The organism is Roseivirga echinicomitans, from assembly GCF_001592935.1.
In the GTDB taxonomy this organism is placed as follows: domain Bacteria; phylum Bacteroidota; class Bacteroidia; order Cytophagales; family Cyclobacteriaceae; genus Roseivirga; species Roseivirga echinicomitans.
Genome location: NZ_LRDB01000012.1, coordinates 116,232 through 133,406, shown reverse-complemented (window position 1 = coordinate 133,406; position 17,175 = coordinate 116,232). Strand labels below are relative to the sequence as shown.

General features: G+C 40.3%; 7 protein-coding genes. All 7 read right to left on the bottom strand.

Annotated elements, in window-relative coordinates:
• Nucleotides 1–45 precede the first annotated feature (45 nt).
• Entirely contained in the window at nt 46–5,601 is a 5,556-nt protein-coding gene (locus AWN68_RS09450) for an alpha-2-macroglobulin family protein (RefSeq protein ID WP_068414543.1), read from the bottom strand.
• A 240-nt stretch (nt 5,602–5,841) separates the two neighbouring features.
• Complete coding sequence (locus tag AWN68_RS09445; protein ID WP_068414539.1) at nt 5,842–8,418, bottom strand: ABC transporter permease; 2,577 nt, start codon at nt 8,416–8,418, stop codon at nt 5,842–5,844.
• Nucleotides 8,415–8,744: a PadR family transcriptional regulator gene (locus AWN68_RS09440; RefSeq protein WP_068414536.1), complete on the bottom strand. Its 330-nt coding sequence runs from the start codon at nt 8,742–8,744 to the stop codon at nt 8,415–8,417. The genes AWN68_RS09445 and AWN68_RS09440 overlap by 4 nt, the downstream gene beginning before the upstream one ends.
• 137 nt (nt 8,745–8,881) lie before the next feature.
• On the bottom strand, nt 8,882–12,724 hold the full coding sequence (locus tag AWN68_RS09435; RefSeq protein WP_157716152.1) for a DUF2194 domain-containing protein: 3,843 nt from the start codon (nt 12,722–12,724) through the stop codon (nt 8,882–8,884).
• Between the two features lie 55 nt (nt 12,725–12,779).
• Nucleotides 12,780–14,750: a hypothetical protein gene (locus AWN68_RS09430; RefSeq protein WP_068414530.1), complete on the bottom strand. Its 1,971-nt coding sequence runs from the start codon at nt 14,748–14,750 to the stop codon at nt 12,780–12,782.
• Nucleotides 14,751–14,761: 11 nt separating this feature from the next.
• The gene (locus AWN68_RS09425) at nt 14,762–15,568 is read right to left on the bottom strand and encodes an endo alpha-1,4 polygalactosaminidase (RefSeq protein ID WP_068414527.1); all 807 of its coding nucleotides are present in this window, start codon (nt 15,566–15,568) and stop codon (nt 14,762–14,764) included.
• Nucleotides 15,555–17,165, bottom strand: a complete 1,611-nt coding sequence (locus AWN68_RS09420; RefSeq protein WP_068414524.1) for an MATE family efflux transporter — start codon at nt 17,163–17,165, stop codon at nt 15,555–15,557. The genes AWN68_RS09425 and AWN68_RS09420 overlap by 14 nt, the downstream gene beginning before the upstream one ends.
• Nucleotides 17,166–17,175 lie beyond the last annotated feature (10 nt).

Below are 17,175 nucleotides of genomic sequence, written 5' to 3'. Positions count from 1 at the left end.
TAAGATCTAACAGGTTTTTGAAACCTGTCAGGTCTGCTATTCTTTCTAATTTACGCGCTTAACCTCCACCCATTGACCAGGAACACGTGCACTGATGGTATTATCGTACATGGCCTGAACTCCAACGGCCGGCAGATAGAAACGTCCCGCATAAGTGGCATTCAGGGCTACTTTGAACAGCTTTCTCTCGTTCGGTTTTAAATCGAAATATGTATAAACCCTATCGTCCCGAATATCTTGGTAAGTATAGTTCTGCGAAGTGGCAGCACCTGGGATTTCATTCAATCGATCATTCAAGATTTCCCAACCTGAAGGGAAAACCTGACTCAAAGCGAGGTTCTCATAAATCCCTCTTGTTCCAGTATTGAATACCGAAACTTCAGCAAAGAAATCGGTGCCTTGGCTCAAACTGCTCGGCTCTACACTTTGCCCGTTTCTATCTACGTAGGTCACTTTTATTGTCAGACCATTCGAGGCAGCAGTTTCATTTCCAGCCAAAGGTTGACCCGTTTTAATGACTCTGGCAAAGAGCACTCCTTCGCCCTTATTCTCCACCTTAATGGCACCAGCTTTTGCTCCATCCACAGGCACATCGATTAACTTCACAGGCTTGGCCGTCTCTATACTTTGGCTCGAACCTGAATTCAAAACATAAGAGGCTTCTAAGCCCTTTGAGGTTTTATCCACTCCTGAAAACTTGATGACTGAAAGCAGCGAGTAAGCCGTTGTTTGTGTGCTCATCCAACGATCGGCACCGAGATCATCAGCTACAGTTCTCAATAAAGTCATGCCTTCGTTTTGCATTTTAAGTAAGCCCAATGTCTCTAATATCATGGCATTGTCTCGGGTTTGAGAACCGTAATAGTAGTAATTCGATTTTGCTTTAGACACCTTAGGTTCTGAAGCAATTAACTCTTTCGCCACATTTACCTTTCCTGCCACTGCATAAGCTGCCGCCAATCTCCATTTCGCTTCCAGCGAAAGGCTATTATCTTCTCTCAAGCGGTTCATAGCACCTAACTCAGGGCTTTGCGCCAAAGCCAAAGTATAGAGTCGATAAGCCTGCATCAAATCATCATTGTATCGATCATAGCGCATCCAATTCTTGGCTTTTTTACTTTGGAATTTCGTCCAGTTTCTAAGTAAGTTGGAAGGAATATTATAGCCCTTATCTATGGCCTCCATCAAGAAATGACCAGCGTAATTTGTACCCCAATCGTTATCATCACTTTGGCCCGGCCAATAAGAGAATCCTCCTTCACTCGTTTGAAACTTCGACATTCTGTCAATGGCCGCCTTAATGTTTCTTTCTATTTCAGTTTTTCTATCAGCCGTCAATTCCATAATATCTCCTAAAAAGAGTTGAGGAAAAACTGCAGAAGTGGTTTGTTCGATACAGCCATGCGGATAGCCAATCAAGTAATTCAAGCGTTTCCCAAGGTTGATAGGAGGAATTACAGAAAGCTCAAGTTGTACCTTATTCGTGCCTGCCATTCCCATTTGGTCAAAAGACTGATTCCAGCTTTGGCCCGCCTGAAGTGCCTTGGCAATTACATCGGTAGCAGGTGGATTAGGACTGCGCACATCAATTTCCACTTTATAAGTTGCGGTTTCATTTCCTGATGTAGCCACTATTTCAACCGTGCCTATGCCTAGTGTTTCACTTACCTCTAGTTCGAAATCGATGATCTTATCACCAATTTCATTAAAGGTCAAAGTTTGTTGTGTGGCACCAACGGTTTTCAATAAGGCGTTACCCTTTACGGAAACTTTCACATCTTTCACCGATGGCTCCATGGCAAAAACACTGACTGGCAATTTCACTTTTTCTCCTGGACCAATTACCCTTGGCAGCGTACCCAACACCATCAACGGTTTACGTACTGGCGTTGCTTTTTCTGCTTTCCCGTAAGCGCCATCTTTTCCTGCCACCACCATGGTACGCACAGAACCTACATAATTTGGTATTTTAAAAGTATGCGAAGCGGTCTTCCCGGCTTCCAACCTGAAAGGCCCCAAGTGTTTGACCACTGGCTTGAAACGATTGGCCTTGGCACTTTCCGGTTTAGCATTCGTGCCATCACCACCAAGCGCCAATAAACGCGTAAGCTCTCCATTGTAAGCATTTGTTACATCATCGAACAAGTCCCAAGTTTTCACACCCAAAGCCTGACGTGCATAGAAATTCGACCAAGGGTCTGGTGTACCAAAACGCGTGATATCAAGCAAGCCTTCGTCTACCACTGCGATGGTATAAGTCATTGCACGGCCATCCTTTTCACTCACCTTCACCGTTACATCCGATTCTGGTTCGAGAACGTTTGGCAATGAAATTTCAGGATTCAGTTTGGTTTTTGGGTTGCTTACATTGATCGGAACCACCCCATAAAGCCTGATCGGCAAATCGTTTCTGGTTTGTGCATGGGGCTGCAAAAGGGTGGTATTCACATAAGCATTTGGCACCATTTCTTCCGTGGTCTCAAATTCAAATGCTGTTTCTCCTTTACCGGTTTCCACCCAATAGGAAGTAACTACCTTGCTGCCATTCTCCACACTCACCAATGCTCTTCCTTCTGAGTTTGATGGAATATTGATTTTCACTTTTTCACCAATATTATAATCCTCCTTGTTGGTTGAAAAGGCCAAAAGTGATGCACCTCCTGGACGGTTATTATCGTCTGCCCAACCTGGCCAATCAAAGTAGGCTATTGTCCCAGTGGAGTGTTTAGAAACAGGGTCTGTCACACGAATGTAATAGCGTCCCCATTCACGATCACCAATATTCACATCCACGGTAGTTTTACCGCCCGTGGTACTCAACGTTTTGGTCGTTACTGGTTTGTTGTAGTTGGCACCAATGTAATTGGCAATATCGTTTTGACCACCGTCCCACCACCAGCGCCAACCGAGTTTATACACTTCAAATATCAACCCCTTTCTGTCGATGCTATTTCCTTTGGAATCCACAGTAACCACACTCAACTGATGTGACTTGCCCGTCACCAGCTGGCCTCTTCTGTCGCCATCGGGCTTTTTCACGCCCACAAATGAAGTGTAGGGATAGAAAGGAATACTGAATTGATCGATACTGAAATCACCTCCTGGCTCGTATACCTTACCTTTAAAGGTGGCCATCACAGCCCCCGGAGAATTTAGTTCTGAACCAATTTTCAAGTTCACTTTTGAGTGACCAGAAGCGTCTACTTCACCTGAAAAAACCTGAGTGGGTTGTTGGTTGAAGTTCTTCGCATCATCATCAAATGAATAGTTAGGAAAGTCTTTGAAAGTGGTCGTGACTGGATTCAAATAGAGGTCGAATTCGGCCTTCAAGTTTCTGGCAGCAGCACCCGTGAGCCATTTTACATTCAAATCACCCGACACAAACGTAGTGGCAGCAGTTAGCCTGTCTACTCCAAAATCTAAGTCAATCTTGAGGCGGTTTGGCTTGACTGTTTCCACCTTTACGCGTTTGGTGAACTCTGCACCACCTAAACTCACTTTTGCTGTCCAGTTGCCTGTTGGGTCGGTGTCGGCAGTTTGGGTTTTGAAATCATAAAAACCATCTACGGACTGCGTTCTTACGATGCGCTGCTTGGTATTTCCAGATGGGTCAATCAGTTCAAAAACTACAGGATGGTCATTTGGCAGATTGTCTTCTTTATCCTCTAAAATGAAGTTCAAATAAATATCATCCCCCGGACGCCAAACGCCCCTTTCGCCATACATAAACCCTTTCAACCCTCTTTCTACTCGTGCACCGCCTGTATTGAAATTACTCATAGAGAGTGAGAGACCATCAGAGAGTTTTAAATAGCCACGCTCCGCACCTCTATTGGCTACCAATAGAAATGGCTTTCTCAATAAATGAGTTTCTATTTTACCTTGACCATCAGTTGTAACTGTTGCGATTTTTTCTTCTTGAAAGTCATAAACATCTACTGAAATACCAGAAACAGGCTTAGTAGTTTTCAAGTCGGTGACAAAAGCCGTCAGTTTTCTGTTATTCCCAATTTTAGCGATCATCCCTAAATCCGATGCTAAAATGTTTTTGCTTACCGTCCTGTTATTGCCCACATAATAGGAATCCGTACAGGGGTCATCACGGTCCTGCCAGTTGTAGTTTCTTCCGTAGTTATAGTCATAATAACTATCGTACTCACCGTCATTGTCGCCAGAATAAGCATCCCAATTATCTTCAGGAATTTCTCCAATTAAGGCTGGCGCTTCACTCATTGGTGCAGCACAACCAAAAGTGGAATATGCTCTTTTGAAGTTAATTCGCACTTGGTAAATTGCTCCCGGTTCGGTCTGAATGAGTTCGTTTAAGTCTAAAGTGAAACGATTCCATTTCCCTAAATCAAATACTCCTGATTCGTTGAGCGGAATACGCTTTTGCAAAACTGGCTTCCCAACCCTGCGCAATTGCTGATTTCCATTGAATTCGTTTACCTGAAGAAATTGGAGCACATTGCGCTCAAATACTTTGATGACGATTACATCAACCGCATTCAAATTTACCGCTTCGAAGGGAAGGATGAGGCCATCGGTACTTGGAAGAATTGTACCTTTTGCATTGAGCTTCAATAAAGGCTTCAATTGCTCAAAATTGACAACATTCTGATAAAGCTCCTTCATTTTAAAGTCTAGGAGATTACGAACTCCAGGATATGCTTTTACCGCCTTGACACCAGAAATATCAGATGTCACAAATACCTTTACGTTATTACCATCAATCGAATAGCGAAGGTTATTTTGGCCTTCTACTGTAATTAAGCCCGTCAGGTCTTGATTTTCTTTCAGTGGATCTGAAAAACTCACGAGAACATACGGATCACCTGTTTTCACCACTTTAACATCCAACACGTTGAAATCGCCCAAAATAGCCACCGGCACCACAGTGCGTGCATCACGATCTACCCCTAAACTGCTGCCATCAACGAACACTTCAACGCCCGAAGCTTTCTCCTTTCTTTCAATTCCCTGTACCTTAAATTTGTGAGCCGTTCCGTTTAATTTGTCTATTTCCCATTGTACCGAAAGATTACTGCCCGGTTGTTTGAACGACACCGCTCTTACCACAGCAGCAGAATCGACAAAATCAGCAGTATTGAACTGCCCTTCGATAACTTGCTTGCGCATGGCATCTTCAGCATCTGAGGCAATTTGTTCTATGTCTAGGTCGAAATTCTGACTGAGGGTTTCAAAACCAAAATTGAAATTCTTGAGCTCCTCTTCTACTTCTTTCAGGTTGCTCAACTTTAGCGTTCCGTTGTACAAAGTGCCTGATTTGAGAGGAGATGAAGGCTGGTACTCCACTACATTATTCCCCACCCAACGGGCCTTCCCAGAAACATCTGGCGTAAACTGGAAAAGTGAAGTTGGATCCGTGTTCAATTGAGCATCGGTTACAGACTCAACCAATCGAACCATAATGGTCGAACGAGTGGAGACTTTACCAGATGTATAGGATGAAACATAAGCCGAAAAGGCCTCATCGGCCTGCTTATTTAGCTGATCTATTGGGGTTTTCTTATCACCACAGGAAGTGATAAACACGAGGCACAATAAGGCACCCAAAAGTGAAGTTTTGGACAATGGCATTTCAATTTAATTAAGACAGTAAGAGATCGGAACGCTGATGGCTCAATATAAAAATTACCGCTCCAAATAGATAACTAAGAAAGATGAATTTATTGCATGAATCAGAAAAAATAGCACAAATAAATTATCGGGACGATTCGTTTTGATGTTTAATTATTGAGGGTTAATAACTTACTTCACTTAACAGGTGAATTAAAACGGGCTTTGATCATACACTGGTCAAAGCTCGTTTTTGTTACATCATTCCATTCTTAAGGTTTCAGCAGGGTTCATCTTTTTTACCTTTCCTATTTGTGAAGTTATCGTTGTAAAAGCCACCACAGCAAGAATTACAGACGCAGACACCAATGGCACCAAATTGACAGGATCGTGATATCCATAAACTTGATCAAGCAAAGCGCCTATCACCAGTATAGCCAAGGCACTTCCAATGACAATTGCTATGGACAGCATAATTATAAATCTAATATAGACCGACTTAGTAAGCTGCATCAGATTAGCCCCTAGCACCTTTTTTATTCCGAATTCCTTCATTTTGCTTGACATGCTTAAAGATGCTAATCCAAAAATACCCATGGCCGCAAGCCAGGTGGCCAAAGTAGCGGTAAATAGAAGCGTATTTCTTAGTCCTCTGCTATCTTCAAAGCCTCTATCAAAAATTCTCGATTGAACCTGTCCATTATATGGCCTGTTTTGAACTATTCCCAACCAAGCTTCTTTAATCTTTGGTTCCATCTCAGCCTCGTTCCCATTACTTACTTTAATCGTAAGATACTTCATAACGGAATCGGGCATAGCTTTTATAATGACCGGCTCAATCCTGTCTTCTAAACTTCGGTAATGAAAATCCTCAAGCACACCAACAATTTTATGGGGTAAGCTGTCAATTTGAATATAATCGTCCACGCTCAATTCATATCTTCTAATGAAGTAGTCATTTACCATCACCGAAGACTGGACATCACTTTCTAATTCAGAATCGAAAAACCTTCCTTCCTTCAGTTTCAAACCCATAAACTCTGGATAGATCGCGCTTGAGCGAATAATATTTGCATTATTTCCGTTTTCATCCAAATAGAAAGAAATGCTCTCATAAGCGTCTCCAAAAATATCAGATGTACCAGCCACTTCTTCAACCCCCGATAACGCAGTCATCTGATTTACAATAGATCGATATGTACCAGATTCAGGTATATTCACTAAAATTCTATCGTTTTTTTCAAAACCCCACTCTAAATTCTCAATCAGGCTGTTCGTTTTGACAAACATAATACCTGCAACTATTGTGATAATTGATAGTACCAATTGGAATGTAATCAGGGTGCCAGAAAAGCCCCATTCGCGTCCCAAATTCTCTTTACCTCTAAAAATTATAGAAGGTTTAAATTTCGAAATATAAAATGCCGGGTAGAATCCTGAAAATAGTGTTACCACTACCAAAAGTGCACTTAAGAATAACCAGATATTTGAGTTTGAAAATGGATCGTTTGCAACTGTTCCGCCAGATATTTCATTGAACCAAGGGAGAAAAAAGGCTTTTGCAAGAAACAGGCCAAGGCAAATAGAAATAAAACAGAGAATTAGGTTCTCTGTTAAGAATTGAATGATTATTTGCTGTCGCTTACCACCTATTGTCTTTCTAATCCCTATTTCTTTTACACGCTTTGTTGCCATCAGAATGGCAATATTCACATAGTTAGAAACAGCCAGCAACAACATAAATGTCGCAATTGAAATTAGAAGAATCATTGGAGCCATTGGCAGAGACCCTCCTGGCGCACCCAACAAGTCTCGATTCGACATAGTCTCTAAAGACACAAGAAAAATGGACTCATATTGTGCATCTGGTTTCAATCCATTCTGCAGGGCGACCATTGACTGAAACGAACTTTCCAGCTCGGTTGCATCTACTCCGTCCTTCAATTCTATAAATGTTACATCATTGTTTTGCGTTGGCACCCCTCGGCCCTCCAACACTTCATAATTCAACAGAAAACTAGGTCTCAAACTAGAATTGGTTGGGACATCCTCCATCACTCCACCAACCGCAAAGGTTATTTCCTCTTCTCCAAAAATGACTTTTACTAATTTATCAATCGGATATTCATCTCCGAAAAACCTAACAGCAGTGGATTGGTCTATGACAATCTTGGAGGGATCTTCCAGTACATTCTTACTTCCCTGAACCATAGGAAAAGAGAAGGACATTAAGAAATCGGGGTCCACATAATTGACATAGCTTCTGAAAATATTATCCTTAATCCGAAAAACATTCTGAGCTCCTTTATATCGGCTTATGCGCTTTACTTGAGGAAAATGATCAAGCAAGTCTTCCGCCAAGCCGGAATCAAAAGTTCCATACTTGCCCAGCTCACCCTCCACAAATGCTTCGTGAGCGACCAGGTAAATGTTTTTACCGTTTTCATGAAATTGATCCTTGATGACACGTGGTTCGATGAACATGAAGGCCACTAAACAGCAGCCTATGGCACAAGACAGCCCAGTGATATTGATAAACGAGGGCATTTTTTGACGAAGAATATTTCGCCAACCGATTTTAAAATAGTTTTTGAACATAGCAATGTTGTTAAATTGAGTTGTTTGACTTGACTTTCTTTTGATATTCTTCCACCTGAAGAGGCGAATAATGTCCCAAGCGAAAGCGCGTTTGGCACTTTGCACTCCTTTTTCTTCTAATCGCCAGAAAAATAGTTCATGCACATCGCCTTGAATTTGCTCCAATAGTCTAGGACTGCAATACCACTCCAGAAAGCGGTCTGCCCAGCGTGGTGGTTTTGGTTGCTCTAAATCTTTCATGCTGAAAAATTGAGTGCAGGTAATTGATTGTAGAGTTTGTCGCGCATGGATTTGACCTGATCCAAAACGGCACGACCTGTTGATGTAAGTGTATAGTAGCGTTTTCTTCTCCCGCCCCGAACTTGTGACGCCCCTCCCATATCAGAAGTGAGCAGCCCTTTCTCTTCTAAGCGATTCAAAACCGCATGAATGGCGCTGATGTTGACTTCACGTCCGATCTGCTCTTTCATTTCTTTCAAAACAGAAACCCCGTAAGCGTCTTCGTATAGCACTCCTACGAGTAGCAGTACAATCTCTTCTAGTTCACCAATGTTATCGCCCTTCATATGACTTAGATTTAATCTACAAACATAGATCAAATCTATAACATCTATTTTTGTAAAACAAATAAGCGCGTGACGAGACTCAAAATAGCTTAGATCCTTCCTCCGAAGTCTCGGAGTCAGGAAAGGAAATGAATTGGTTAATAAGATCTAGGCTTGTAAGTGTATTTTCTCTTTCGATCTAAGAAATGCTTGATGCCGAATTGAATGCCATTAGAATAGTAAAGTGACTGGTTGAACAGCTCAAATTGGGTGGTCACATAGGTAAATTCTTTGATTGGGAAGGATACGTTACCTGTTACCCTTAAGAACCCCTCAGTATAGCTATCAAAGAAATAGCCAGCTTCTATCCTGCTCTTTAGTTTTCGTTCGTCCTTTCCATAAGTCCAAGCCAAACCTCCTCCACCGTAAAGCCTACTGTCAACCATCCAGTATGGATTTCCGTTCTCTTGACTTCTATTGGCGGCAGACACAAACAGTTCTGCAAAAGGTGAAAACCTTGATTTATTCTCTATTTTGAAATTTGCAAAAAGACGAGAAGTCAAAGCGGCTTCCGCACCTCCATCGGTATAGTAACTGCCCACAAGTGCAAAGCTGGACTGCCAAAACTTGGTTGAACCACGTTCGTAATAGCCTATAATTTCAGACTTATATACTTCTTTCGAAATACCCACACCCGTTTTCACAGTCGCAAAATCAAAGGACAAAGACTTAAATACATTCTCCTTTGACTTCGAAATACTCGCGGCCAAATCCACGAACATTTTGTTGAAATTATCCTGCTGTAAGCCTGCTCCAATACTAAACAATGGCTTTTCTGGGTTATTAGCCGTTTGATAGCGGTATCGCAAACCATAAAGTTCATGTGCCAAGTTCTGCGGATCTATGTCGGTGAGTACCAAGTCAGACACGCTTGCATGAGTGATCGAAAAACTATGCTGACTTCCTTTTGCGGTTCTTAGATTAAACGTAGCATCACTCTCCCAAACAGATTGACTGAAGTTATCCTCCACATAGGCCGTATTTACTTCAATAGAATTGTTTTCGTTGTAGCGCAATTCTTTCTTTAGGATATGAAGTGTTTCTGAACTAAAAAGTTCTGGGGTTCGATCAATCAAAAACTTTTGGACATCCGCATCGAAGTAAATCACGTCTGGATTAAAGCGTTTCTCAATTTCAATTTTCTTTTCATCGCCCTCTGGTAATTGATTGGCCACCAAAGCCGACCTTTCATATTCTGCTATATCATACCAAGCGGAGCTCACAAATGCCTTTACCGCTTGATCTTCTGGGTGCTCCTTAATGTATTCAGCATAAACGCTTTCCATTTTATTGAAGGCCTCCAGTTCAATCCACCATTGCAACACTGTAATCATTGGGATTTCATTTGAGTAATCAGACCATAACAATGCTTCTTGAATCCTGCTTTCATCTGAATATGTGTAGGCAATTGTGGTGGCCTTTGGCCAAAGCAAAGGAAGCTCTTCCGGGTTTTTTCCTTTCAGTTCTTCACTTAGATTCTCGAGCTCAAAATCAATTATGAACTGAATGTATCTAGCATAATTTTCTGGAGTAGGATTCTTTTCATTCAGCTCAGCCAATACCCTTTTGACTTGAGAAACATATTCTGTTGAATAAAAGAAGGTGAAGTAATCTTTAATAGCGGTCTCATCTTTGGCATCGAAGAAGATTCTTCTGTTGAGCCATTTTTCCGTGAGTTCTTCATTTGGGAAGGTCTCTTTCTTTAAATACAAACTCAAATAATCCAAGGCCAAAGATTTCGATCGGTCTTGGTAGATCTCTTCCATAAAAGTCCAAACATCCATAGACCGATCTTGATAACCCTTGTACAAAACATACTTATTGAAAATACTGGTATCTTGAACATCTCCCCTCATTAGTTCTTTTAGCAAAATGTCCGTTGCTAAACCCAACTGATCATTAGCCACAAACCAAGCCACCGAGTCCTCAGCTGTTGTCATTTGGGCTAAAACCTCCTCTTCTGAGATTTCTAGTTCACTATCTTCGGCCAAATAACCACTGGCTATGGCTGCTCTTTCTTGTACATAGTTCTGGTAGTCTTCTGTTACTATCGCCTTCACCTCTGATAGATCAAACAAGGGATCTTGTTTCCATTTTATATCTTCAAATAATAGTTCAGGTTTTGAGGTTTTAAGGGTGAACAAAGTTCCTCCAAAGAAAGCCGTCTTGGTGTAGGTATCTACCACATTTGAAAAAGCATTTTCCATAGCCTCTGCATTTTCCTCTTTGGCAAAAACAAACCAGTAGAATTCTTTGTCATTCCAGTTGTTGGCACTACTTTTTCTTACTGAATAAAAATCCCCACTTTTGCCATATTCATAATCAGAATTTCTCCAGTTTCTAGTAATTGTTCCTCCTTCCGTAGCGGTAAGAAATCTTGTGGTAGGATGTATGGTCTTTACTTTCTCAAGGTAGGATGTCCAGCGCGAATACATCCCTTGTGTATTATCTGAGTTTCTATACCAGTTAAGCCTCTCTTGGTTTCTATAAGCGAATTCACCTGCTGAATTATTATTTTCAGTTGGCAGCTGAAAAACATCATCTGGGTGAATAAAGTGTGTCCAAATTCCAGTGTATAAATAGAGGGACTGATGGAAATACTCCTTTCTATCGGTAAATACATATCCACTAGTTATTCTTGGATAATCAAAAAGGCTAGGCTCAAATGGGTCGGGATCAAAATCTCTCCCCCCTCCTTCTATAAGTTCTCCTCCATAAGTTGTACTCATGAACTCTACCTCAGGCATAGCTCTTTTTAGGTGTACCAAGCCCGTGCTATCAATATAATTAGATGGTGCCACATAACTTGTAGGGTAGTCTCCAAGTCGATCCACTGTCCATTTTTTCCTGGCCGCCCTAAATGATGACTCTATACTTTCTGGGTCTCTCCAAACCTCCTTCAATAATGACTCATGGTTGTATCCGTGAATTGCCAATTCAAATTTATTCCGAAGGACTTCCTTACTCATCCAAACAGAAGTACTTAATTGCCTCCCATTTCTCACGGTTTTCTGCAAGTCCCATTCATTGAAAAGGAATGGAGAATCCTTTATTTCGTTGTAGTTAAAAATTGGATATGCGGAGTATTCAATGCCAAACCTCTTTGAGAGTTTGAGCATATCAGGCCACCAAACATCCGTCACATATTCAGACTGGGAAATATCAAATTCAGATTTAATGGGCTCTGACTTAATATCATACGTAGGACTAGGGAAGTCATCAATAAAAATAGTACTCGTATTCACAATTGGATAAGGTACCCCTTCTAATGCACTCAAAATCGCAGCAAACAACAACCCTCTATCTGATCTCTCTAGTTCGATGGTTGTATTAAAGTTTATAACTTTGCCATTGCCGACCATGTTTTCAAAAATAATTGGAAGCTCATCATCACTCACTGCCGTAGCCAGTACATTTAAATTAGGTTTAAAATTTTCCTTGGCTAATGAAGTATGGTTCCTATTGATGTATAATTTAACACTGCTCAGGCCTGGAAGCACATTCTTTATAAAATCAAAGCCTTTAGCTTCCAAATCGTAGGCAAAAGAGGCATCTTGTTTCAAACCTGAAAGGAAGCCCATTCTTTGGTCCTCATTAACACTTGTGAAAATAAGTGTGCCGCCTTGCCCGACAAATTTAACCAAGTAATCAATTGCCTCCCCGTTTAACCGACTGGTCCCTGTACCATCAATCAAAATCACTTTAGGAGTGGATTTGAAAGTAGGCGCATTATTAAAGCTCTTTAAACTTACCTCTTTAAAGGGTATTTTTGTATAGTCCATAATTTTTCCAATATGGCCTGAGTAAGAGTCGCTAAGCTCGCTTCCTGCCAGATGGATAAATACCACCAAAGGCTCGATAATGGGGTTAAATTCAGTTGGTGGTTCCTCCAACTCCTTCTTATTTTCTTTAAAGTCACCACATCCAACAAGAGTGATCATGAACATTATGATCAATAATACCTTCGGGCCATATGTGTTTCTTCCGTAATTCAAACTATAGTAATTCGTTAATTTTCGCCTGCCCTGGGTTGTTTACAATTTCGTACACAGTAAGGTCTCCCTTCTGGAAAAACACCCGTATCGTTCTTCCTTCGCTTCTAAGTTTTTCCATCCGCTCTGTTACTTCGTCCGTCAAGTCTAAATACACGGCAAGCTGAATAAAATCGTCTTCGTTTGTTAAGTCATAAATAAAAACGAGTAGACTATTTGGAATGATATACTGGGTATTGGCCCTCAAAAATTCTTTATCCTCTTTATTAGCAAAATAGACAGAATCACGAACCGCATACTCACCAAGAAAATCTCGATAAGTAAGAAAGTTATGCGAATCGGTACTGAGTGGTCGGAGTGTATTACTATTTACTACCGCATAAGAATAGGGTAAAAAGCCAGATGAAATTTCTTGATAGGCCGCAATTACATCTTTAGATAACCTTGAAGTGGGTTCTTCCTTACTAAAAAGATCCTTTTGACCAAAGAAAGCGGCTGAGGCAAAAAGCACGAAAATTAGCACAACAGCAAAGCCCTCTGGCATAAACACCTTTTTCACCTTGGTCACAAATAAATACATGATCAAATAAAAAGTGATCCCCAAAACGATAGATATAAATACTGGTAATATCTCATTTAACAGATCATGATCAAAATACCGATAATCCTGAAAACTGATTAGAATTAAGACGTTTACATAGACTATAAAAGCTATTAAACTTGCCCATTTGTCCTTCTTCTTCATCATTAGAAACATTACCAAAACAGCAACCAAGGAAACAATCTGAATAATCCTCATTAGATCATCATATGGAAGCATCATATTGCTTGTATAGGTAGAGGAAGTTACCGACAAGAGATTAGACATAATAAACTGAAGAAAATCTGCACCTTCCCGATATAAATAAAAGGCATAAATCCCCAACACAATACCTGTTGCCAACAGATATGCCTTGAGTGCAAGCCAGTAAAAACGCATGCGTTTCTTACTAATAAAAAAAGGAGCCACCAAAAAAAATGGGGGGATTAGGACAAGAAGTGAATAGACATCGATCAGTGCGATGGCGGTAAAAATGACAAAAATTTTATAGCGATAGCTTCGGGTAGACCTAGCATAAAGCAGCCATGGTTTCTTTATATAGACCATGACTGGCAACACTAAGGTAAGTGCCATTAATGTTTCCTTCCCATGGGTGATTTGAGAAAGGTTAATAGGCACAAAATTGAAGAAAAAAGCAAAGCTCAAGGTGGTCATCAACGGAACGGTAATCTTAGACCCCGTCATCGTATTCATAAACCAGAAAATAATAAAACTTAAAACAAAAGCCTGAAGAATCCCGAATGATTCAAGGGTGATTTCGGGACTGATTCCCGTCATTTTTTCATAGAAAGTCATTAGGGCATATTGTCCAACTACTCCGGTATCATTACTCAACCAATTTTGTTGTGAAACTCCCTTAAGAATAGCGATTTCATTAAACCACGATTCGGAGAGTTGATAGTTGTCATACTTGAGTAAATAAAACCTCACCGCCATGGCGACAAAACCAGTAAGGGCCATTATTACGAAAGGAAAATTGATAGATAGCCTCTTGGTTGGCTTCTCTTCCACCGTATCGATCAAGAGTTCTTTATCTTCTGACTTCTCAAGAACGTTCAATAAAATCATTTTCCTTTGTCGCCTAAACTTAGCCGAGTCGGAAAGGACATTCTGAATACCCACCAACCTCACCCCAAAAAAAATAACCATAATGAAGAGGCAAGTCATTAGGTCATACCCATTAATTTGAACCAAAAGGAAGATTCCAACGATGATAATACTCACAAAGAAAGCCCACATTCCTGCCATGGAATTGACTTGATTTTTGGACCCTTTCCCCTTGAAAAACAACCGTTTCATTGCATACAAGAAGAAAATCCAAAGGAACAGCCTGATGAGGCCTGTAAATATAGAGTCGGTATATGGAATGCTCATCTCCTCTATTCCTATTTAAACTTTGGAATGCTTTGTAAACCAATACTGCCAATAAAATAATCCCACTTTAATGGGGCTATTTGCTGCATTACTTTTTGATACAGTTTTTTACTGTCTGCGTATTCTATGAGAATTACAGGTAATTGATATTTCTTTCTAATCTCCTGCAGTTCTTCTACCCTTTTATAAAACTCGTCCCATCTGTGCATGCGATATTCAGAATTATCGAATGAATAATTAGTGGCAACTGATTCAATCGCAATTGAATCAATGTATTTGGCCGATTTTGGAACTAGGGAAAGCCCAGCGTTCTGCATCAGGTGAATTTCTGGGTATTTATCCTTGATTCGCTTCAATAAATTAACCAAATCATCACCCATATTGGGATAAGGACCCCATTTTGCAAAAGTATCTACTGTATCCAAAAATAGACCATCAAATCCTTTTTCAACCATTTTATCAACAAAACTGATTAATACATCCAGAGTAGTTTTATCCTCAAGGTTCAGGTAATAACTTTCCCAAATCTTGTTCTTTCCTAGCGTACTTTCCTTTAATTCATCATAGTAAAAGCGACCATCACTCACTTCCCCCACACTTATGTAGCCAATCACATTTTCATTGTTTTCTTTAATCAACTTTACATCGAAGGCGGTATAGTGTTCTGACTCTAAAATCACATACTTATACCCTCTGATTTGATCAGGATTAACCTTTCCATAGCAAATAAGGACTGTACTCTGCTGATTTTTTTGAGCGAATAGCCCCGAAAATGAGAACATAGCCATGATAAGGGATAAAGTTTTAATAAGCCGCATAATAGTAATAGTCTAGGTTTTTGAAAAACTCTGTCACTGACCTCAAAGTCAGAAGCATGAAGACTGTTGAACCAATCAGCATTCCTACCACACTATACTCATAAGAAACAAGTCTGCTCATAAAGAGCCCCACTACTAAATTTACAACCGAGGCAATCATAATTGCCTTTAATGGTTTTGTAGGCTTGTTTAATGTAAACAGATAAAGCGAGTTAAGCATTCCCCAAGCCAATAGAATATACCCCAAACCACCCAAAATACTCACCCTAATACTAATAGGGCTCAGTACCTGACCAAACGCCTTTTCATAGCCAAACCAAACCCATATCACAGTATAGAGCAATGCAGCCATTATTACCCCTGTGATTAAAAGTATTTGTACATGTTGCCAATAGGTTGCCAATGACTTACGGTTAAAGAGTTCGGGCTGGTTGTAAGGAATCTGTTTTTGTAATAAATCACTCAATGTACTAAAAGAGGCTATACTAAATTCTAAGACTCCTACCAGCAGAAAGAAAATTAGAATTGCGATATCCATGCCAACCTCATAATTCTTTTCATAATACACTGCATACGGCAACAAGCCATCAGCAGAGGTAGACCATGCTAAAATCCGGTCGATGAAAATAAAAACGAAAGACAACAGACCGTAAAAAAAATAGCGATAATTACGGTAGATCATCACCACGGTTTTAGAGGTAGCCCTACTCACGTTTTTTGTCGCTTTTACTTTCTTATTGAAGAAATAATTCAAATAAATCACCAATAATATAATGGCTACCCAAATACCTATCCAGTGGGTTAAATAAGTACTAATCGTAGTAAAAAGCTTTAAACTGACGGCCAGCGCTGTGGCGACAACAAATGCCACGGTTATCATCCATCTTCGTTTTAAAGGGTGAAATACTGAAGAAATTAATAACAAAATACCAATGGAGAAAGAGTAGATATATACAATATACAGGAAGCGATAGGGGTAAATATTGGCGAAAAAGTTAACCACCAGGAACAGCACACTGAGTACCGACATAAACAATAATCCATCCTTAATCACCTTGATGGTGCTTTTTTTGGCCATCACAAAATCATTATGAGACCAATAATGTGACACTTGCCGGCCAATGACCTGAACAAAACCTCCTGTTCCCACCAGTCCAAAAATAACGCCAAGTACTACGGCTGTTGATTGCAGTTGATTAAAGCCTACATAGGTCCATAATGAATATCCAAAAAGTATAATCGTCAGGATTTGACTAAAAACCGGAAGCCCTAGAATAAGCCCCAATGGATAGTAATAAAAGAAATATTTTGTCTTGATACGAAGGTAATCTGACGCTGAAGTAACCTCACTCTTAAATTGATCATTGACCTTCAATTTACTTGGATGAGCCGCTATAAAATCGGGGTTTGTAATTTGTGCATAAACCATTTTGGCCAAATCCTGTAAATCAGCCACACCATAATCGGTTTTGGCATCAATTGCCCTGATACTCATAGATTCGAGCATAGCTCTGGCTACATTTACATTAACAGGCTTACCCACCTTGTCGTAAACATCCAAGCCTAGTCGCTCTATTTTACTTTCAAATTCCTTCATCAAATCACTA